Below are 18,413 nucleotides of genomic sequence, written 5' to 3'. Positions count from 1 at the left end.
TCGATTCCGGCGGCATGCGCGAGGCCACATTCGGCGTAACCTGACAGCCTGTTTGTGAGTCAGCCAATGGGGCCCTCGCGTCCCACCAGCCGAGGAAAGACCATGGTTACCTTGCGCGTGAATGGCGAAGAACGTCAGGCAGATGTCCCGCCCGATATGCCGCTGCTCTGGGTGTTGCGCGACGTGATCGGATTGACTGGCACCAAGTTCGGCTGCGGCATCGCCCAGTGCGGCGCCTGCACGGTGCACATCGATGGCCAGCCCATTCGCTCCTGCCAGATGCCTGTGTCGGCCGTCGGCGACCGCGCCGTGACGACGATCGAAGCCATCGGACAGACGCCGGAGGGCGCGAAGGTGCAGCAGGCCTGGCTTGCTGTCGATGTCGTGCAATGCGGCTACTGCCAGTCAGGGCAGATCATGTCTGCGGCCGCACTGCTGGCGCGCACACCGAACCCCACCGATCGCGACATCGACACCGCGATGGCCGGCAACATCTGCCGTTGCGGCACCTATGTCCGCATTCGCGAGGCCATCAAGCAGGCCGCGACCGGACAACCGCAGGGACTCCAGGTCATCGTTGACGGGAGCGCGGCATGAACGCGCGCATTCGTGGCGGGCACGGCGTCGACGAAGGACGTCGCGGGGCGCTCAAGCTCGCCGGTGGCGGGCTGGCGGTCGCCTTCCTGTGGACCGCGGGCCTTGGGCCTGCTTTTGCGCAGATGAATCCACGCCGGCAGCCGACAGACGAAGCCGCGGCCGTTGCCGACGGCAACCCGCCCTTCGCGCCCAATGCCTTCATCCGCATCGACGCCGACGGTAGCGTGAGGCTGGTGATGCCCAGCGCGGAAATGGGCCAGGCCATCTATACCGGCATCTCGATGATGCTCGCCGAGGAGCTCGGCGTCGGTCTCGACCAGATCAAGGTCGAGCATTCGATTCCAAGCGACGCGCTCTACGGTATTGCCCTGCTGGGTGGCGGCCAGATCACCGGCGGGTCGACGAGCACCCGCGGTCAATGGCAATCGTTGCGCGAAGCGGGTGCGGTCGCGCGCGAGATGCTGATTGCCGCCGCGGCGGCGCAATGGCAGGTCGAGGCCGCCAGTTGCTCGGTGTCGCGCGCCACGATCACCCATGTACCCTCCGGACGCACGCTCGGCTTTGGCGCTGTGGCTGAAGCGGCGGGCAAGCTCCCGCAGCCGGCGACCGTCACGTTGAAGGACCCGAAGAACTTCACCGTCATCGGCAAGCCGCTGCGCCGTGTGGATTCACCCGACAAGGTCAACGGCGGCACGCAGTTCGGTATCGACGTGAAAGTGCCTGGCATGAAGTACGCCGCCGTGCGTACGAGTCCCGAACTGGCCGGCACGCTCGGCAGCGTCGGCGACACGAAGGCACGCGCGATTCCCGGCGTGGTCGATGTCATCAAGCTCGACAACGCGGTTGCCGTGGTGGGTGAGCACTACTGGGCCGCACAGCGTGGCCTGGATGCGCTGGAGATTGAATGGCGGCACGGCGTCAACGAGCATCTCGATACCGCCACGCTGGTCGCTGCGCTGCAGGAAAGCTCGCGCAACGGACCTGCACTGGTCGGACGCAAGCCGAAAGGCGAGGCCGCCGCCGGCGGCAAGGCCGTGGAAATGACCTTCGTCACGCCGATGCTGGCGCATGCGCCGATGGAGCCTCTCAACGCCACCGTGCACGTAACGCCGGGCAAATGTGAGATCTGGACCGGCACCCAGGTGCCCACGCGCGTGCAGAAGGAAGCCGCACGCATCTGCGGCATTCCACTCGAGGCGGTGACGGTCAACAACCAGTATCTCGGCGGCGGCTTCGGTCGCCGCCTGGAAACCGATCAGGTTGAACAGGCGGTGGCCTTTGCGAAACAGGTGTCGTATCCACTGAAAGTGATCTGGAGCCGCGAGGAGGACATCCGTCACGATCGCGTGCGTCCGCTTTACTTCGATCGTATCTCGGCCACCCTCGGTGACGACGGCAAGCCTACGTCGTGGAAGCACCGCATCACCAGCGGCACCGTGCTCGGAAGGTGGTTGCCGGCGGCCCTGGGTAAGGACGGCATGGACAGCGACGCCATCGAATCCGCGGCGGACCTGCCCTATGAGATGGACAACGTGCTCGTGGAGTGGGTGTACCACGTGATGCCGCCCGGACTGGTCGTCGGCTGGTGGCGCGGCGTCGGCCCCACGCACAACCTGTTTATCGTCGAGAGCTTCATCGATCACCTCGCGCAGACCGCCGGCAAGGATCCGCTCGCCTATCGGCGCTCACTGATGAAGCCCGGTTCGCGTCCCCTGGGTGTACTGAACCTTGCCGCGGAGAAGATTGGCTGGGGCAGCCAACCGTTACCTGCACGTGTCGGTCGCGGCATCGCGGTGGCATCGCCGTTTGGCAGCCATGTATGCGCGATCGTCGAGGTCGAGGTGACGGCGCAAGGCGTGGTGCGCCTGCGCCGCGCGGTGGTTGCCGTGGATGTCGGCATCGCCATCAACCCCAGTTCCATCCAGGCGCAGGTGCAGGGCGGACTGCTGTTCGGACTGAGTGCGGCGATGTTCAATGGCATCACGCTCAAGGACGGCATGATCGAGCAGAGCAACTTCCACGACTACCGTTCGCTGCGCATCAACGAGACACCGGCCATCGAGGTGTTTACCGTGAACAGCGGCGAATCGCCCGGTGGCCTCGGCGAGGTCGGCACGGCCATCGCCGCACCCGCCCTGGCCAATGCCATATTCGCGGCAACCAGCGTACGCCTCACCGAGCTACCGGTGACGCGTACGTCGCTGGCGGAATCCGCCGAGGCGCTTAAACACGTCGTGGACATCGGGACCGGAAAGGGGGACATCGCATGAAACGTCTTCTCCTCCTCGTCGTACTCGTCCTCATCATCGGCACGGTGGCGTACTTCATCCTCAATCGCACGGATCCGGCCGCAGGTACGGCGCCCTTGATCGTCGGTGCGCCAGCGAACGCCGACCCGGTAGCGCGCGGCGAATACCTGGCCCGCGCCGCCGACTGCATTGCTTGCCACACCGTGCCGGAGACCGGCAAACCGTTCGCCGGTGGCCTGCCGTTCAAGCTACCTTTCGGCACGATCTATTCCTCCAACATCACGGCGGACATCGAGACCGGCATAGGCGGCTGGAGTGACGAGGACTTCGTGCGTGCCGTACGCGAAGGCGTGCGCAAGGACGGCAAGCATCTGTATCCGGCCTTCCCGTATACCGCCTACACACAGCTCAGTCGGGCGGACGTGCTGGCGATCAAGGCTTACCTGTTCACGCTGCCGAAGGTGCGCCAGCCGGAACGGCCTAACGATCTGGGCTTTCCCTTCAACCAACGCTGGGCCATGGGTTTCTGGAACGCGGTGTTTTTCCGCAGCCAACGTTTCGAGAACGACCCCTCGCGCACGCCGCAATGGAACGCTGGCGCCTATCTGGCCGGGCCACTGGGCCACTGCGCCGAATGCCACACCCCACGCAATCTGGGCTTCGGTCTGAAACACGGCGAGGCGCTGGCCGGCGCAGAGCTGCAGGGTTGGCGTGCCTGGAACATCACCTCCAATGAAGCGCACGGCATTGGCAAGTGGAGCGACGAAGCGTTGACCCAGTACCTGCGCACCGGCCACACCGAAGGTCACGCGTCGGCGATGGGCCCGATGGGCGAAGCGGTCGCGCACAGCCTGCAGTTCCTCACACCTGAAGACACGGCGGCTCTGGTGACCTGGCTACGTACGGTGCCGGCGCGCGAAGGCACCGACCCGGTCGTGGTCGATCCGAGGCCGAAAGCCGTGGTCGCGTCGAATGCCGCCGCTCCGGGTGGCGATGTGGAAGGTGAAAACGCGGACGGTCGGCGTCTGTTCGAGGGCGCCTGCGCCAGCTGTCACCAATGGAACGGAGCGGGGCAGCAGACCCCGTATGCGGGGCTTGCCGGTACGCGCGGTGTGAACGATCCCAAGGGCCTCAACGTCACCCAGGCCATCCTGCACGGCGTGACGATGCGCATCGGCGATACCGACGTTTACATGCCGGCCTTCGGGCACGGCTATAGCGATCCCGAAGTGGCCGCACTGGCCAACTTCGTCATCGGGCACTTCGGCGGCAAGCAGGGCGAGGTGACCGCGGCGGACGTGGCTAAACGGCGCGACCTCTAAAAAAGGGTTCTTCACGGATTACCGGGGCCCGGGCGCTCAGCTTTCAGCCCGTGCATTCTTTCGCACCTCGCGCATGGCTCGCCTTCGGCCTCGCTCTCTACACTTGGGCGTCTCGCGGGGGAGACCTTGGTGCCCACCCTCGCTGCTCAGACAGTCCTCCGCGTTCGGTGCGGAAGGCCGCTTCGCGGCCCATGTATCTATTTAGCCTACGGCCGCTCACTTGTGCGGAACTCGCCTCGAGGGTGGACACCAAGGCCTCTCACGACGATACGGTGGAGTGCGATGAGAGCCGTGGCGTGGTGCCGTCGTCGGCCCTGGCCGCTGCCGACACCGGGGCGAAGCGGAAGCGGCTGCTGGTACCCGGTTGCCGATCTCGTCCCTCGCACCTGTGCCGGCGTGCCGGCTGACGATGCTGCCGCGCGCTTTGGCTCGACCCACGCGAACCTCAGGGCTCGGGAGAGCCTTCGGTGCCCACCCTCGAGGCGAGTTCCGCACAAGTGGAGCGGCCGTAGGCCAGATAGATACACGGGCCGCGCAGCGGCCTTTCCGGTACGAAACGCGGAGGACTGTCTGAGCAGCGAGGGTGGGCACCGAAGGCTCTGCGCCGCCACGTCACCGAACGCGGAGGACTGTCTGAGCAGCGAGGGTGGGCACCGAAGACTCTGCACCCCTACGTCCACGCCCGAAGCGACGTCCCCGGAACTCCGCGATGAACCTAAAAAAGACCCGATCAGCGCGCCGGCACCGGCGGCTTGCCCATGGCGGCCGCCTTCTCGGCGATCTTCGCCTTGATGGCCGGAATCGCGGCGAGCGCGGCCCGCTCGCCCTCGAGAATAGCGACGTTCTTCTGGTCGAAGTCAGTCGGGCCGATCTGGCCGACCTTCGGCCGGATCACGATATCGGCGCGGCCAAGCTCCTGCTCGGCCAGTTTGCGACCCATGATGGTGATCGACTGGCCGACGATGCCGACCATGCCGGCGGGATTGCTGCCGTCAGGGCGTGCCGAAATGTCCACGGCGATCACGATGTCGGCGCCGAGCTGGCGCGCGGCATCCACCGGTACGGGACTGACCACGCCGCCGTCGACGAAATGCTTGCCGTTGATTTCCACCGGCTCGAACACACCCGGGATGCTGCTCGATGCGCGCACGGCCTGGCCGGCGTTGCCGCGAACGAAGATCGCCCGCTCGCCGGTTTCCAGTTCGGTGGCCACGGCCGCGAACGGCGTGTGCAGCTTCTCGATCGGCGTGTTCTTCAGCAGGTCGTTGACGTAATCCTGCAGTTTCTGGCCCTGCACCATGCCGCCGGAAAAGAAGCGGACATCGCGGATCTTGCCTTCATCCAGGGAGAAGGCGGTTTCCTGTAACTGGAAGGCATCCATGCCGCTGGCATAAAGCACGCCGACCACGCTGCCGGCGCTGGTCCCGGACACCACGTCGGCGTGGATGCCGCTGGCCTCCAGCATCTTGATCACGCCGATATGGGCGAAGCCCTTGGCCGCGCCGCCACCGAGCGCGAGCCCCACGCGCGGCTTGGCCGCCAGCACGGGTACCGCGTTGTCCAGGCGGGCATCCGGCTTCGTGCCGCCGAAGCAGCCGGTGAGCAGGGTGGTGAAAACCAGCGGAAGCCAGGTACGGGCGCGAAGCGTCATGGGGGCAAACCGAGAGAGGGCTGGCGGATCATCGGGCACCGTCGCGGCGCACGAATGACAGGTAAGTGGCGGAAACCGGGCGACGAAAGGCCGTCCGGCTGTTGGTTCAGTCGCGGGTGTCGTCGGCTTCCACGTGGTAGCGCGTGGCGATCTCGATTTCGTGCTTTGAACCCAGGAACACCGGGACGCGCTGGTGCAGGGCAGTCGGCTGCAGGCTCATGATCGGCTCACGGCCCGTGGTCGCGGCGCCACCGGCCTGTTCGACGATAAAGGCCATGGGGTTGGCTTCGTACATCAGGCGCAGCTTGCCGGTGCCGCCCTTGGCGGTGATCTTGGCGTCCAGCGGATAGATGAAGACGCCGCCCCGGGTGATGATGCGATGCACGTCGGCCACCATCGAGGCGACCCAGCGCATGTTGAAGTCGCGCCCACGTGGTCCGGTCGAACCGGCGAGCAGTTCGCCGATGTAACGCTGCATGGGTGCTTCCCAGTGGCGCTGGTTCGACATGTTGATGGCGAACTCGGCCGTCTCTTCAGGAATGGTGATGCCCCGGCGGGTCAGCACGAAGCTGCCGTGTTCACGGTCGAGGGTGAACTCATGCACGCCATGGCCGAAAGTCAGCACCAGCACGGTGCTCGGGCCGTAGACCACATAGCCCGCGGCAACCTGGTCGGTGCCCGGCTGGAGGAAGTCCTGGACCTTGGGCTCGGTGACGCCATCCGGGCAGCGCAGGACCGAGAAGATCGTACCCACCGAAACGTTCACGTCGATGTTGGACGAGCCGTCGAGCGGATCGAACAGGAGGAGGTGGTTGCCCTTGGGGTAGGCATCCGGGATGGGCTGCGGATCTTCCATCTCTTCAGAAGCACAGGCGGCGAGGTGGCCGCCCCAGGCATTGGCCTCGAGCAGGATCTCGTTGGAGATGACGTCCAGTTTCTTCTGGGCTTCGCCCTGCACGTTGTCCGAGCCGGCGTTGCCGAGCACGCCGCCGAGGGCGCCCTTGCCGGTCGCCACGGAAATGCGCTTGCAGGCGCGGGCCACCACCTCGATGAGGAGGCTGAGCTGGGCATTGATATGCCCCTCGCGCTTCTCCTCGATCAGGAACTGGATCAATGAAATCGGTTTCGTCATCGGGACAGACTCAGGCGCGAAACCACGCATTGTCCGGGTGCCGGGTGAATGGCGCCAGAGGTCTGCTGACAGAACGTTGTCAGTAGCCCCCGCGCAGACTGTCCCTCTACCGAAGCAACGGAGAGGGAAGTCGCATGAACCGCTTTCTCGATCGTCTTGCCGTGCTCTACGCGCCACTCGGGCGCCGGGGGTTGCTGATGGACGGGCAGTACCGGTTCGCCCCCGATGCCGACCGACCGCCGGTCATGCGGAGGCGGCCGGCTCCTGCCAGGCCGGGCTCCGGGAAATCCACGAAGACCACAAGGGAATTGCACGCATGAATGCCAGTCGGATCAAGTTCCACCACGCACCCAACAGCCGTTCGGGAAGCACGCTGATGCTGCTCGAAGAACTTGGTGCGCAGTACGACATCCATGTGATGAACCTGATCGAGGGCGAGCAGCGCCAGCCGGCCTATCTGAAGGTCAATCCGATGGGCAAGGTGCCGGCCATCGAGCATCTCGGCGGCCTTGTCACCGAACGGCCGGCGATCTTCACCTACCTCGCCGACCTGTTCCCCGAAGCCGGCCTCGCACCTGGCCTCGGCGATCCGCTGCGCGGTCCTTACCTGCGCTGGCTGGCCTTCTACGGCTCCTGCTTCGAGCCAGCGGTGATGGATCGCTTCATGAAGCACGAGCCGGCGCCCACGTCGACCTGCCCGTATGGCGACTTCGACACCGTCATCGACATGATCGAGGCCCAGCTGGCGACGGGTCCGTGGATGTTCGGCGACCGTTTCACCGCCGCGGACATCCTCTGGGCCAGCGCCCTGGACTGGACCATGCGCTTCGGCATCGTGCCGCGTCGCGATGTGTTCGAGACCTATGTGGCGCGGCTGATGGCTCGTCCGGCCATCTGCCGCGCCACCGGGCAGGATGCTGCGCTGGCTCGCGCGCAGACGCTGGCCGTCGCCTGAGGCCCCGGATATGCGTGGCCATGACGTTCGCCGCTTCCCGCGCCCCGCGCGGGAGGCGATGATTCGACCATGCGCCGCGCCGACCGCCTGTTCCTCATCATCAACGCCCTTCGCGGACGGCGGACGGCGTTGCCCGCGCGACAGCTGGCCAGCACGCTCGAGGTCTCGCTACGCACCGTCTATCGCGACGTCGCCGACCTGCAGCTCTCCGGCGTCCCTATCGAAGGCGAGGCCGGAGTCGGTTATGTCCTGCGCAAGGGCTCGGACATTCCGCCGCTGATGTTCACCGCCGACGAACTGGAAGCCCTCGTGGCCGGAACGCGATTTGTCCGCGCGTTCGCCGGTGAGCGGTTGGCGCGCGAGGCGCAGTCGGCCCTGATCAAGATCGAGGCCGTGTTGCCGCCCGATCTTCGCGAGCGTTCGGCGCAATCGAAGATCTTCGCACCGATCTGGCGCGATCCTTTCCAGAACCAGGTCGCCGCCATGCTCGACCGCCTCCACGCGGCCATCGCCGGGCACTGCGTGCTTTGCCTGGACTACCGTGATGCTGAAGGGCGCACGTCCACACGGGAAGTGGAGCCGCTATGCCTCTCGTTCTGGGGCGGCGCGTGGACGCTGGGTACCTGGTGTCGTCGTCGCCAGGCGTTTCGCAATTTCCGGCCGGATCGGATCGAAGATTGCCGGAATGAAGGCGAGACGTTTACCGACGTACCCGGGCGGGACCTTCAGGCTTACCTGGACACGATGCGAGGGCATTACGCGGGACTGGAATGATCCGGGAATGCGATGATCGGGGTTTTCCCGCCAACGGTCTCCTGCATGTCCCCCTGGATCCGCGCCATCGCCTTCGCCGGTATGTTCGCCGCTACCGCCCACGCCGCTACGCAGACGGCGTCGCCGGACGAAGCCTTCAAGGGCATCTATACGAAGGAATGGAGCTGGCGCAACGGGCAGGCGGGCATCCTTACCTCGGGCGAGGCGCAGCCCGGCGACGGACGGCTGGACACGGTGGACGCCGCCAGCCAGGCCAGGCGCCTCGTTTACTGGAACGACGTCCTGGCGCAACTGGATCGTATCGATCCGCATAGCCTCAGCGGCACCGTGCGCGTGGACTACGCGGTGTACCACGAACAGATCACCAACCTCGCGGCCGCACAGCGCTTCGCGCAGTGGCAGATGCCCTTCAACAGCGACTCCGCGTTCTGGTCCGATGTCGGCTATGTGCTGCACGGCGACGACCTGCGTACGCGCGAGGACTACCAGCACTACATCGAACGCGTGCGCCAGATCCCCGCCTATATGGACCAGGAGATCGCCAATATGCGCCTGGGCCTCGCGCGCGGCTTCACCGTGCCGCGCGAGGTGCTCGACGGCCGCGACGTGTCGATCGCTGCGGTGGCCCAGCTGAAGAACCCGGAAGACAGCGCGCTCTACAAGCCGTTCAAGACGCTGCCGAAGTCGATGCCGGCCAAGGACGCCGAAGCGCTTCGCGCCGAAGCACGAACGGCGATCGCCCAGGGCGTCATTCCCGCCTACGGCAAGCTGCTGACCTTCTTCCGCACCGAGTACGTGCCCAAAGCGCGGCCCACGCTGGCCGCGGAATCGCTGCCGGACGGCAAGGCCTACTACCGCCAGCAGATTCGCGAATACACCACGCTGAATCTTTCGCCCGACGAGATCCACGCCATCGGCTTGCGTGAGGTGGCGAAGATCCACGAAGCCATGCTCGAGACCATGACGACCACCGGTTTCAAGGGCGACTTCCCGGCCTTCCTGCAGTTCCTGCGCACGGATCCCCAGTTCTACGCGAAGACGCCGGATGAGCTGCTCATGCGCACGGCGTGGGTGGCCAAGCAGGTGGATGGCAAGCTGGGCAAGTATTTCGGCCTGTTGCCGCGCCAGCGCTTCGCCATCGAACCGGTGCCGGCGGATATCGCGCCGTATTACACCTCGGGGCGCGGCGGTGCGGACGTCTATCTGGTCAACACCTACGACCTGCCGTCGCGTCCGCTGTTCAACATGCCTGCCTTGACCCTGCACGAATCCATGCCGGGCCATGCGCTGCAGCTGGCGCTCTCCGCCGAGCAGGAGGGCTTGCCGCCGTTCCGTCGTGATGGCTACATCTCGGCTTACGGCGAGGGCTGGGCGCTCTACTCGGAGTACCTGGGCGAAGAGATGGGCATCTACCACACGCCCTACGAACACTTCGGTTACCTGACCTACCAGATGTGGCGTGCCTGCCGTCTCGTGGTGGACACCGGCATCCACCACCTCGGCTGGACGCGCCAGCAGGCGATCGACTACCTCACGCAGAACACAGCCTTGAGCCAGCGCGAGATCGCCAACGAAGTGGATCGCTACATCAGTTGGCCCGGTCAGGCGCTGTCTTACGAGCTGGGCTATCTGAAGATCCGTGAGCTGCGCGAGCGCGCCGAAGCGCAACTGGGCGAGAAATTCGACCTGCGCGCTTTCCACGACACCGTGCTCGCCCTGGGCTCGGTGCCCCTGCCGGTCCTCGAGCAACACGTAGACGCCTGGATCGCCGGCAAAAAATAGGGTTCTTTCATGTAGGAGCCGCTTCAGCGGCGATGGCCAGGTCGCGGCACCCCCCATCGCCGGCATAGCCGGCTCCCACATGAAGCAGTGCATACATCGGCCGGCGTTTCCGTGACGCTTATCCACATATAGGGTATATTGCAGAATAACTCCACAGGTAGAGCAACGATGCACTCAGTCATCCACGCCGAACCCACACCCACCGGCGACCTCGGTGGCCCCGCGCTCCGGGCCTTCTTCGCCCTGGCCGAGCGCTGGAAACTCCGGGTCACCGAGCAGCGCACCCTGCTCGGTGACCCACCCGAATCCACGTATTTCAAGTGGAAGAAGCAGCAGGACGGCACGCCCTCGCGAGATGTCATCGAGCGAATCAGTTACCTGCTCGGTATCTGGAAGGACCTGCAAATTCTCTTTCCCGACCCCGCCCAGGCCGATGCGTGGCTGCGTAAGCCCAACGACGCCTCCTTGTTCGGCGGCCGTCCGGCCCTGGACCGCATGCTCTCGGGCAACGTCGCCGACCTCTATGTCGTCCGCCAGTATCTGGACGCCCAGCGCGGCTGGAACGGATGAGCACCACGCCCCCCAGTGGGAGCCGCTTCAGCGGCGATGGGTGCTCGCCACTACCCCCCCTCCGCCGCATCCGCTGGACCCACGCCTACCGCATCGTCCCCAGCCGGTTTCCGCCGGTGGGACTCTTCGACCGCATTGCCGAGCCGAAGGACATCGACGCGGTGATGGCGATCGAGTCGCTGACCAATCCACGCCTGCGTGACGAAATCGGCGCGCTGAGCCTGGTACCTGCGTCGCGTCGCGTCTCAGGGCCGGGCACCACGCCGATCATGGCGGCGTTTGCGCACATCCTGCCCGAGGGCAGCCGTTTCTCCGACGGTCACTGGGGCGTGTTCTACGCGGCGCACAGCGTGCCCACGGCCATCGAAGAAACCGTTTTTCACCGCGAGGCTTTCCTTGCTGCGACGCATGAGCCGCCTACTGACGTTCAGGTGCGCTGCTACAAGACAGCTATCGCAGGAAAACTGCATGACATCCGCGGAGGCTGGACGGCCGAGCACGATCCCGACTCCTACACGGCGAGCGTGAAGCTCGCCCGCGCCCTTCGCGATGACGGCTCAAACGGTATCGTCTACGACAGCGCGCGCCATGAAGGAGGCGAGTGCGTTGCCTTGTTCTACCCCGATCTCGTGGCGCCGTGCGTGCAGGCAGAACACCTCATTTATCGTTGGAACGGCACGCGCGTCGAAGCAGTGCTGAAGGTCACGCCCGTCGAGCGTCAGGGTTTACCTCGTAGACCGTAAGCGGTTACGGTATTTCAGATGACACGCCTGACGATACTCCTCACCCTTCTCGTTATTTCCTTCGGCGCCGTTGCAAGAGATGCCGACCACGGTAAATGGAACGCGGACATCCAGGCCTTCGAGGTATCGGACAAGGCCAATCCGCCGCCTGCTAACGCCGTGCTTTTCATCGGCAGTTCGTCGATCCGCTTCTGGAAGACGCTGGAGACGGACTTTCCGGGCTATCGCGTGATCAATCGCGGCTTCGGCGGCTCCGACCTCGATGATTCCACGGCGTTCGCTGACCGTATCGTGGCGCCTTACCACCCGTCGGCGCTGGTGATTTACGCCGGCGACAATGACCTCCAGGGCGGCGACTCACCCGAACAGGTTCGCGACGACTTCGCCGCTTTCGTCAAAAAGGTACGGCAGGACCAGCCCGACTTGCCCATCGCCTTCATCGCGATCAAGCCGAGTGTCGCTCGCGTGGCCCTGCTGGCGAACATCCTCCAGGCCGACAGGCTGATTCGGCAGTGGGCGATGACCCAGAAGAACGTAGCGTTTCTCGATGTCGTGCCCGCGATGCTCGACGCGCAGGGTCAGCCTAAACCGGATCTGTTCATCGAAGATGGGTTACATATGAACGCGAAGGGCTACGCACTGTGGGTTGCACAGGTGGCGCCGTGGCTCGCCGAGCACGCGATGGCAGCCGAAGATAAACGTAGGCAAAACGCGCCTACCCCGTAATGCGGGAACTTCACGCGATCGCCCTTATCTAAGTCTGTGATCGCCGAGAGGCGACCTGTTGTCAGACGACCGGATGTCATTGGTCCTTCTGTCCCGGGTCCCGCTATTTCCCCTGATAGCCTGGACCCGACACCGACCCCGGCAGCTCCTCCCCTGGCTGCCGGGGTTTTATTTTGCCCGTCTGTAGGATGTGGGAGCCAGAGCAGTCCCCCATAAAGCAACGGGCGGGCAAGTCTCTCGACCCACCCGCCCGCAAGGGCACACACATTTGGTTTGGATCAGACCGTACGCGTACGACTCGCGTAAGGCCGGATAGACGTATCGAAGGCGCGCCAGCGGCCGTCATTTCCTTCAATATTCAGAACGATGTCGGAGAGCGCATTCGCCTGCTCGATCCGACGGGCCTCGCTCACTGCGCATTCCAGGGCGTCATCGCGCGAGCAGAACTCGCCATATTCGGTCTCGTTCTTCTGCAACAGCCAGAGACCCGGGCCCACGGACTCGAACGGAATATCGAAGACGACCACGATGGACACACCCTGTTCAGCGGAAAGTAAGTCCATCGTAGAGGCCCATTCGTTAGGCAACCGTTGGGATTCAGTTGTCTGCGCCTGAAGCGAAGCCCTCGCGGCTGCCCCGATGGAAGACTTTATCCGTCGGAACAACATCGCCAGCCGCCACCGCCGTGCTCTGGCCGAGCTTCTCGTAGATCGGCGTGAAGTCCGGACGGGTCGCATCGAACAGCTGGGCGAAGTCGTCGATGACGAAGTACGTCTGCTGGAAGGTGTCGATCCTGTAGCGGGTGTTCATCACGCGCTCCAGGTCGAACCCGATGCGGTTCGGCGCCGTCGAGTCGATTGAATAGATCGATTCGCCCTTGGAGCTGACGATGCCGGCCCCGTAGATGCGCAAGCCCTTGTCCGTCTTGATGAGGCCGAACTCCACCGTGTACCAGTAGAGGCGGGTCAGGTTCATCAGCGCTTCGGGCCCGATGGCGTGAGCCTTCATGCCGCCTTTGCCGTACGCCTGCATGTAGTCGGCGAAGACGGGGTTGAGCAGCAGCGGCACATGGCCGAACAGGTCATGGAACAGGTCGGGCTCGGACAGGTAGTCGAGCTGGTCCGGCTTGCGGATCCACCAGCTGACCGGAAAACGACGGTTGGCCAGGTGATCGAAGAAAACTTCGTCCGGCAGCAGGCCTTCCACGGCCACCACTTCCCAGCCCGTGGTTTCACCCAGCACCTTGTTCAGGTCGGAAAACCGCGGAATGCCGCCATCACCCAGGCCGAAACGCTTCACGCCATCGAGGAACTCCTGGCAGGCATAGGCAGGCAGCAGCTCACGCTGGCGCTTGTAGAGCGTGTCCCAGACCTCGTGATCCGTCTTCGAATAGCTCTCCCACGGCTGCTCCACGGTGCCGGTCGCATAAACGGGCACGTAGCCACGGTCGGTCTGCTGGTGTTCGACGCGACGGGGGGTGTCCATGGCGGGCCTCCTTGGGGCGGGCTGGGTGGGTAGGACACCAGCTTAGCGGGCCTGGGGCGCAATGGGCTTGTGTTGTTGCGCGTCGAGCAACTCTTCATGCAACAATATGGCGTCTTCAGGAGTAACGGCAGCACAATCATGCAAACCACTCTGGACCGCACGGACCTGCGCATCCTCGCCACCCTGCAGACAAATGGCCGGATTACCAACGCCGAGCTGGCTACGGAGGTGAACCTCTCTCCCTCGGCCTGCCTGCGCCGTGTGCAGAAACTCGAAGCCGACGGTGTGATCGCCGGCTACGGCGCCCACCTGGAACCGCGCGTGCTGGGCCTCGGCCTGCAGGCTTTTGTCCGGGTGCAGCTCTCCCGGCACGAGGCCGAAGCCATCGACCGGTTCACCGAGCAGGTAGCTGGGTGGGAGGAAGTGGTGTCCTGCTACGCGCTGACGGGTGACATGGATTACCTGCTCCAGGTCTACGTTGCCGATCTGGACGGGTTCTCACGCTTTCTGCTCGATCGCCTGCTCAACTCAGCAGGGGTCGCCGACGTAAATACGAGCTTCGTCCTACGGACCGTCAAGGCTTCGACCGCCTTGCCACTCGGTAACGTCGCCGTTTAGCGCCTCGCAAGCCCGCGTGTCTTAAGAACAAAGACAACTTCCTCTAGCGGCGCACGCCGCCCATCGTTAATCTTGTGTTCTTGATGGAAGCCACCTCCGCCAACCTGAGCTCCCGAGACCGCATGCGACCGCTTCGTTATCTATGGCGGGTGCCGCTGCTGTTGCTGCACATCGTGTTCGCCATTCTGATTTGCGCCGTCATCCTGACCTGGTCGGGCGCAGTGATGAAGAACGGCCGTGAGCCGTTCGCCCACCGCGCAATCCGCCTGTGGTCGATCCTGCTGCTTCGCATATTCGGCTTCCGCAGCCGCCGTTTCGGCACGCCGCTACCGGATCCGGTCCTGTTCGTCGCCAACCACACCTCCTGGCTGGACATCACGGTGGTGCACTCGCAGCGCGCCGCCTGTTTCGTCGCCAAGGCCGAGATCGCGGGCTGGCCGCTGGTCGGCTGGATGGCCGCGCGTGGCGGCACGATCTTCCACCGTCGTGGCAGCAACCATTCGCTGGCCTCCGTCATGGCGGTGATGGTCGAGCGTCTTCGTGAAGGCCGCTCGGTCGCCGTGTTCCCCGAGGGCGGCACCGGACACAATGGCGTGCTCCGCGTTTTCCATGCGCGCATTTTCCAGGCGGCGCTCGACGCCGAGGTGCCGGTCCAGCCCGTCGCCCTGCGGTTTGCGCGCCAGGGCCGCCGGGTGATCGACGCCGGCTTCCGCGACAACGAGACCTTCATGGGCAACTTCATCCGTCTGCTGGGTGAAGCCCCGCTGGACGTGGAAGTTCACTTCCTCGATCCGGTGCCGGTATCGGACGATGGCCGCCGGCGCATGGCCGAGGCGTCGCGCGAGCGTATCGCGCTGGCCCTGGACACCGACACGCTCGCATGAGTCTGCCTAAAGGCTCAGACTTCCTGCCGCCGTGGCCGCTGCGCAGCGGGCACATCCAGACCATGCTTTCCTCCAGCGGCGTGCGCCGCCGGTTGCTGCCCAAGCGGGCGCAACAGGTGCAGGTGGGCGCGCGCGAAGTGCTGGTCGACGTGGGCCAGGGCGACCGCCTGAGCGGTCGCTACACGGCACAGACCACCGGCGGCGAGTCGCGCGGGCTTGCCATCCTGTTCCACGGGTGGGAAGGCAGTGTCGATTCGACCTATGTGCTGCAGACGGGTAGTCGCCTGCTCGAAGATGGCTGGGACGTGTTCCGGCTGAACTTCCGCGACCACGGCGACAGCCACGGACTGAACGAGGCGCTCTTCCATTCCTGTCGCATCGACGAGGTGGTTGCCGCCCTCGGCGAGATCGCGCGGATGTTTCCTGCGAAAACCATCGGCGTGGCGGGTTTTTCACTCGGCGGCAATTTCGCGCTGCGCGCCGCGATGCTGGCGCCGCAGCAGGGCGTGCCGCTGGACTACGTATTGGCGGTTTGCCCGATCGTCGATCCGGCCGAAGGCCTGTTTTCGCTCGAGAAGGAAGCGCCGTGGATCTACCACGCCTACTTCATGCAGAAATGGCGCCGCTCGCTCCGGCTGAAACAAGAGGCCTTCCCGCAACAGACCTACTTCGAGCTGAACGAACTCAAGCAGAACATGCGTGAGTTGACGGCTTCCCTGGTCCTGCGACACACGGACTTCGGTTCGCTCGAGGCCTATCTGGACGGCTACTCGATCGCCGGCGACCGGCTGATGAACATGCACGTTCCGGCCACCATCCTGACCTCGAGCGACGATCCGGTCATTCCGATCGGCGCCTTCCACGCGTTGCGCCTGCCGCCGAATATCGAACTCGATATCGCCAGCCATGGTGGCCATTGCGGCTTCATTCGCGATTTCGGCATGACCAGCTTCACCGACGACTACATAGCGGCCCGTTTCGACGCCATCGCCCGCTGACCTGATCTTCGCAACGGCGGAGCCAGACTGGGCAGAAGTAACGAGGAGATCCCCATGCGCCTGAAAAGCGACAGCATCGAGAACGGCAAGCCCATCCCGGCCATCTTCGCCTTCATGGAGATGGGCGAGCCGATCAAGCCCGCGGGCAACGTTACGCCGCACCTGGCCTGGACCGAGGTGCCGGCGACCGCGAAGTCGTTCGCCATCGCCGTGATCGATACGGACGTTCCGTCGAAGCCGGACGACGTCAACGTGGAAGGTCGCGAGGTTCCTCGTCACCTTCCGCGCGTGGAGTTCGTGCACTGGCTGATGGCGAACATTCCCCTGGAATGCCGCGAGCTGGGCGAGGGTGCCTGCGGGGAAGGCGTCGTTGCGCGCGGCAAGAAAGACCCGGTTGGCCCCCCGGGATCGGTCCAGGGACTGAACGACTACACGGGCTGGTTCAAGGGCGATCGCGACATGGAAGGGCATTACCACGGCTACGACGGCCCCTGTCCGCCGTGGAACGACTCGATTGCGCATCACTACCATTTCCACGTCTATGCGCTGGATGTCGATACGGTGGCCCTCGAAAACGGCTTCTCGCTTGCCGAGCTGCGTGATGTCATCAAGGGACACGTGGTGGACGAAGCCGTGATCACCGGTACCTACTCGCTCAACCCGAAAGTGAAAGCGTGACGAAGAGGTGAAGCGCGGGGCTGAATGACGTTTGAGCGGAGCCGGGGGACTTCACGCGGCATGCGCGGTGGCCGGGACTAAATGGGTTCCGCGCCATCCACCTACTGGAGTACCCGACCATGCTGCATTACGCCCTCGTCTTCCTCGTCATCGCGATCATCGCGGCGGTATTCGGTTTCGGCGGCATAGCGGGTACGGCTGCCGGCATCGCGAAGATCCTCTTCATCATCTTCCTGATCCTGGCGATCATTTCGTTCTTCCGCGGTCGTAGTGTCTAGCCACGGTCGGATGACCTCTACGTCACCCTTCCTGTCCTAACCTGTCCCACCCCGTTTCCGGAGAACTTCGTCATGAACAAACCCGCCGACCATGTCGCCAACGCCGCGACCGCCGCCGCGAACACCGTATCGGCTGCCGAGCGCATCGACGCCAGCGCCGAGCGAGTGAAACAGGCCACCTCCGATACTATCGACCGCACGAAAGACGCTGTCGACCGCGCTGCGGATAAGGTGGAGTCGTCACTGCATAACGCCACCGACAAGGCCGCCCACGGCGCGACCCGCGCCGCCGAGAAGGCCGAAGAGGCCAAGCTGCGCGGCAAGGAAGCGTATGGCGAGGCCGTGGACACGGCGAACGACTGGCTGGACACGGCGCGCGACTACGTTCGTGAGAAGCCGGTACAGTCCATTGCGCTGGCGATCGCTGCCGGCTGGCTCGCCGGTCGCATCCTGCGCAGCTGATTCACTTCTTCCCGGGGGCAAGACGCATGCTGGAAGACGGTCCCTCGGGGCAGGGCGCGGTGGATGAGCCCGTACCGGACGCGGAAGCGCCCAAGGTTGCAGGTGTAAAAATTCCTGCGTGGTTCGATGAAGTGCGCAAGCTGGGCCTCGGGCTGAAGAGCCTGTTTGGCGCCCAGCTTCGCCTTGCCTCTGCGGAGTTGGGCCTGGCGCGGAGCGGCATCACCTTGATGTTGTTCATGGGCCTGGCCGCGATCGTCTTCGCCGTCGCGTTGGGGTTTACCCTGCTCGCACTGGCCGGCTGGGGACTGGCCCAATGGTTCGGTTCGTGGGCATGGGCACTCACCGCGCTTGCGGGTGTGCAGCTGGCCCTGCTCATCGTGGCCATCCTGGTATTCCGTCGGGCCATGCACTGGCTTACCCTTCCCGCCTCGCGAGGGGAACTTGCCAGCCTCGTAAGGGAAGCGGCAAGGCAGGGGAAGGCCGAAGGCGAGCTAAAGGCGGAGGACTAA

20 protein-coding genes are annotated in these 18,413 nt (G+C 64.7%); 16 read left to right on the top strand and 4 right to left on the bottom strand.

The features are described from left to right. The first annotated feature begins 102 nt into the window (after positions 1–102). The 3 genes from C8J98_RS03950 to C8J98_RS03940 are packed head-to-tail and all read left to right on the top strand — an operon-like array spanning position 103 to position 4,168. Complete coding sequence (locus tag C8J98_RS03950; protein ID WP_107911035.1) at positions 103–597, top strand: (2Fe-2S)-binding protein; 495 nt, start codon at positions 103–105, stop codon at positions 595–597. After that, on the top strand, positions 594–2,867 hold the full coding sequence (locus C8J98_RS03945) for a molybdopterin cofactor-binding domain-containing protein (protein ID WP_107911034.1): 2,274 nt from the start codon (positions 594–596) through the stop codon (positions 2,865–2,867). Before C8J98_RS03950 ends, C8J98_RS03945 begins: the two co-directional genes overlap by 4 nt. After that, positions 2,864–4,168, top strand: a complete 1,305-nt coding sequence (locus C8J98_RS03940; protein WP_107911032.1) for a cytochrome c — start codon at positions 2,864–2,866, stop codon at positions 4,166–4,168. Before C8J98_RS03945 ends, C8J98_RS03940 begins: the two co-directional genes overlap by 4 nt. A 730-nt stretch (positions 4,169–4,898) precedes the next feature. On the opposite strand, the gene C8J98_RS03935 is transcribed toward C8J98_RS03940, so the two are convergent. Next, on the bottom strand, positions 4,899–5,819 hold the full coding sequence (locus C8J98_RS03935; protein ID WP_107911030.1) for a patatin-like phospholipase family protein: 921 nt from the start codon (positions 5,817–5,819) through the stop codon (positions 4,899–4,901). 106 nt (positions 5,820–5,925) lie between these two features. Beyond that, positions 5,926–6,951 carry a class 1 fructose-bisphosphatase gene (locus C8J98_RS03930; RefSeq protein WP_199229790.1) on the bottom strand — a complete coding sequence of 342 codons (1,026 nt, stop codon included), beginning with the start codon at positions 6,949–6,951 and terminating at the stop codon, positions 5,926–5,928. Positions 6,952–7,267: 316 nt separating this feature from the next. Between C8J98_RS03930 and C8J98_RS03920 the strand changes: the two genes are divergently transcribed. The 6 genes from C8J98_RS03920 (at position 7,268) to C8J98_RS03895 (ending at position 12,501) form a co-directional block, all read left to right on the top strand. Continuing rightward, the gene (locus C8J98_RS03920) at positions 7,268–7,906 is read left to right on the top strand and encodes a glutathione S-transferase family protein (RefSeq protein ID WP_107911024.1); all 639 of its coding nucleotides are present in this window, start codon (positions 7,268–7,270) and stop codon (positions 7,904–7,906) included. A 69-nt stretch (positions 7,907–7,975) separates the two neighbouring features. Next, positions 7,976–8,680: a YafY family protein gene (locus C8J98_RS03915; RefSeq protein ID WP_107911022.1), complete on the top strand. Its 705-nt coding sequence runs from the start codon at positions 7,976–7,978 to the stop codon at positions 8,678–8,680. Between the two features lie 45 nt (positions 8,681–8,725). Then, positions 8,726–10,462, top strand: a complete 1,737-nt coding sequence (locus C8J98_RS03910) for a DUF885 family protein (RefSeq protein ID WP_107911020.1) — start codon at positions 8,726–8,728, stop codon at positions 10,460–10,462. A 168-nt stretch (positions 10,463–10,630) separates the two neighbouring features. Beyond that, entirely contained in the window at positions 10,631–11,032 is a 402-nt protein-coding gene (locus C8J98_RS03905; RefSeq protein WP_107911018.1) for an MbcA/ParS/Xre antitoxin family protein, read from the top strand. Then, a complete protein-coding gene (locus C8J98_RS03900; protein WP_107911016.1) occupies positions 11,029–11,775 on the top strand; it encodes an RES family NAD+ phosphorylase in 747 nt (248 codons plus the stop codon). Before C8J98_RS03905 ends, C8J98_RS03900 begins: the two co-directional genes overlap by 4 nt. 18 nt (positions 11,776–11,793) lie before the next feature. Next, positions 11,794–12,501, top strand: coding sequence for an SGNH/GDSL hydrolase family protein (locus C8J98_RS03895; RefSeq protein ID WP_107911014.1), 708 nt, complete (start codon positions 11,794–11,796; stop codon positions 12,499–12,501). 278 nt (positions 12,502–12,779) lie between these two features. Here the strand turns inward: C8J98_RS03895 and C8J98_RS03890 are convergent, their stop codons facing one another. Next, a complete protein-coding gene (locus tag C8J98_RS03890) occupies positions 12,780–13,064 on the bottom strand; it encodes a hypothetical protein (protein WP_107911012.1) in 285 nt (94 codons plus the stop codon). A 34-nt stretch (positions 13,065–13,098) separates the two neighbouring features. Further along, complete coding sequence (phhA, locus tag C8J98_RS03885) at positions 13,099–13,986, bottom strand: phenylalanine 4-monooxygenase (protein WP_107911011.1); 888 nt, start codon at positions 13,984–13,986, stop codon at positions 13,099–13,101. Between the two features lie 138 nt (positions 13,987–14,124). Here phhA and C8J98_RS03880 point away from each other — a divergent pair, with 138 nt between their 5' ends. The 7 genes from C8J98_RS03880 (at position 14,125) to C8J98_RS03850 (ending at position 18,413) form a co-directional block, all read left to right on the top strand. Continuing rightward, complete coding sequence (locus C8J98_RS03880) at positions 14,125–14,604, top strand: Lrp/AsnC family transcriptional regulator (protein ID WP_107911009.1); 480 nt, start codon at positions 14,125–14,127, stop codon at positions 14,602–14,604. Between the two features lie 122 nt (positions 14,605–14,726). Then, entirely contained in the window at positions 14,727–15,488 is a 762-nt protein-coding gene (locus C8J98_RS03875; RefSeq protein ID WP_199229789.1) for a lysophospholipid acyltransferase family protein, read from the top strand. Then, on the top strand, positions 15,485–16,486 hold the full coding sequence (locus C8J98_RS03870; RefSeq protein ID WP_107911005.1) for an alpha/beta fold hydrolase: 1,002 nt from the start codon (positions 15,485–15,487) through the stop codon (positions 16,484–16,486). The genes C8J98_RS03875 and C8J98_RS03870 overlap by 4 nt, the downstream gene beginning before the upstream one ends. Positions 16,487–16,540: 54 nt before the next feature. Beyond that, positions 16,541–17,164 (top strand): YbhB/YbcL family Raf kinase inhibitor-like protein, encoded by a 624-nt coding sequence (locus tag C8J98_RS03865; RefSeq protein WP_107911003.1) that lies wholly within the window; start codon positions 16,541–16,543, stop codon positions 17,162–17,164. Positions 17,165–17,283: 119 nt separating this feature from the next. Continuing rightward, a complete protein-coding gene (locus tag C8J98_RS03860; RefSeq protein WP_082878844.1) occupies positions 17,284–17,442 on the top strand; it encodes a DUF1328 domain-containing protein in 159 nt (52 codons plus the stop codon). A gap of 72 nt (positions 17,443–17,514) precedes the next feature. After that, positions 17,515–17,904: a hypothetical protein gene (locus tag C8J98_RS03855; protein ID WP_233260094.1), complete on the top strand. Its 390-nt coding sequence runs from the start codon at positions 17,515–17,517 to the stop codon at positions 17,902–17,904. Between the two features lie 26 nt (positions 17,905–17,930). Then, positions 17,931–18,413 carry a phage holin family protein gene (locus C8J98_RS03850; RefSeq protein WP_107911001.1) on the top strand — a complete coding sequence of 161 codons (483 nt, stop codon included), beginning with the start codon at positions 17,931–17,933 and terminating at the stop codon, positions 18,411–18,413.

Origin of the sequence: Luteibacter sp. OK325 (assembly GCF_003050935.1) — a bacterium.
In the GTDB taxonomy this organism is placed as follows: Bacteria; Pseudomonadota; Gammaproteobacteria; order Xanthomonadales; family Rhodanobacteraceae; genus Luteibacter.
This window is presented reverse-complemented; position numbering and strand designations above follow the sequence as displayed.

What these genes read in the sequence shown, in the direction of transcription:
- C8J98_RS03850 (WP_107911001.1), top strand. Translation starts at nt 17,931, where the DNA reads ATGCTGGAAGACGGTCCCTCGGGGCAGGGCGCGGTGGATGAGCCCGTA.
- C8J98_RS03920 (WP_107911024.1), top strand. Translation starts at nt 7,268, where the DNA reads ATGAATGCCAGTCGGATCAAGTTCCACCACGCACCCAACAGCCGTTCG.
- C8J98_RS03880 (WP_107911009.1), top strand. Translation starts at nt 14,125, where the DNA reads ATGCAAACCACTCTGGACCGCACGGACCTGCGCATCCTCGCCACCCTG.
- C8J98_RS03930 (WP_199229790.1), bottom strand. Translation starts at nt 6,951, where the DNA reads ATGACGAAACCGATTTCATTGATCCAGTTCCTGATCGAGGAGAAGCGC.
- C8J98_RS03910 (WP_107911020.1), top strand. Translation starts at nt 8,726, where the DNA reads ATGTCCCCCTGGATCCGCGCCATCGCCTTCGCCGGTATGTTCGCCGCT.
- C8J98_RS03905 (WP_107911018.1), top strand. Translation starts at nt 10,631, where the DNA reads ATGCACTCAGTCATCCACGCCGAACCCACACCCACCGGCGACCTCGGT.
- C8J98_RS03940 (WP_107911032.1), top strand. Translation starts at nt 2,864, where the DNA reads ATGAAACGTCTTCTCCTCCTCGTCGTACTCGTCCTCATCATCGGCACG.
- C8J98_RS03915 (WP_107911022.1), top strand. Translation starts at nt 7,976, where the DNA reads ATGCGCCGCGCCGACCGCCTGTTCCTCATCATCAACGCCCTTCGCGGA.
- phhA (WP_107911011.1), bottom strand. Translation starts at nt 13,986, where the DNA reads ATGGACACCCCCCGTCGCGTCGAACACCAGCAGACCGACCGTGGCTAC.
- C8J98_RS03895 (WP_107911014.1), top strand. Translation starts at nt 11,794, where the DNA reads ATGACACGCCTGACGATACTCCTCACCCTTCTCGTTATTTCCTTCGGC.
- C8J98_RS03870 (WP_107911005.1), top strand. Translation starts at nt 15,485, where the DNA reads ATGAGTCTGCCTAAAGGCTCAGACTTCCTGCCGCCGTGGCCGCTGCGC.
- C8J98_RS03900 (WP_107911016.1), top strand. Translation starts at nt 11,029, where the DNA reads ATGAGCACCACGCCCCCCAGTGGGAGCCGCTTCAGCGGCGATGGGTGC.
- C8J98_RS03935 (WP_107911030.1), bottom strand. Translation starts at nt 5,819, where the DNA reads ATGACGCTTCGCGCCCGTACCTGGCTTCCGCTGGTTTTCACCACCCTG.
- C8J98_RS03865 (WP_107911003.1), top strand. Translation starts at nt 16,541, where the DNA reads ATGCGCCTGAAAAGCGACAGCATCGAGAACGGCAAGCCCATCCCGGCC.
- C8J98_RS03890 (WP_107911012.1), bottom strand. Translation starts at nt 13,064, where the DNA reads ATGGACTTACTTTCCGCTGAACAGGGTGTGTCCATCGTGGTCGTCTTC.
- C8J98_RS03855 (WP_233260094.1), top strand. Translation starts at nt 17,515, where the DNA reads ATGAACAAACCCGCCGACCATGTCGCCAACGCCGCGACCGCCGCCGCG.
- C8J98_RS03860 (WP_082878844.1), top strand. Translation starts at nt 17,284, where the DNA reads ATGCTGCATTACGCCCTCGTCTTCCTCGTCATCGCGATCATCGCGGCG.
- C8J98_RS03875 (WP_199229789.1), top strand. Translation starts at nt 14,727, where the DNA reads ATGCGACCGCTTCGTTATCTATGGCGGGTGCCGCTGCTGTTGCTGCAC.
- C8J98_RS03950 (WP_107911035.1), top strand. Translation starts at nt 103, where the DNA reads ATGGTTACCTTGCGCGTGAATGGCGAAGAACGTCAGGCAGATGTCCCG.
- C8J98_RS03945 (WP_107911034.1), top strand. Translation starts at nt 594, where the DNA reads ATGAACGCGCGCATTCGTGGCGGGCACGGCGTCGACGAAGGACGTCGC.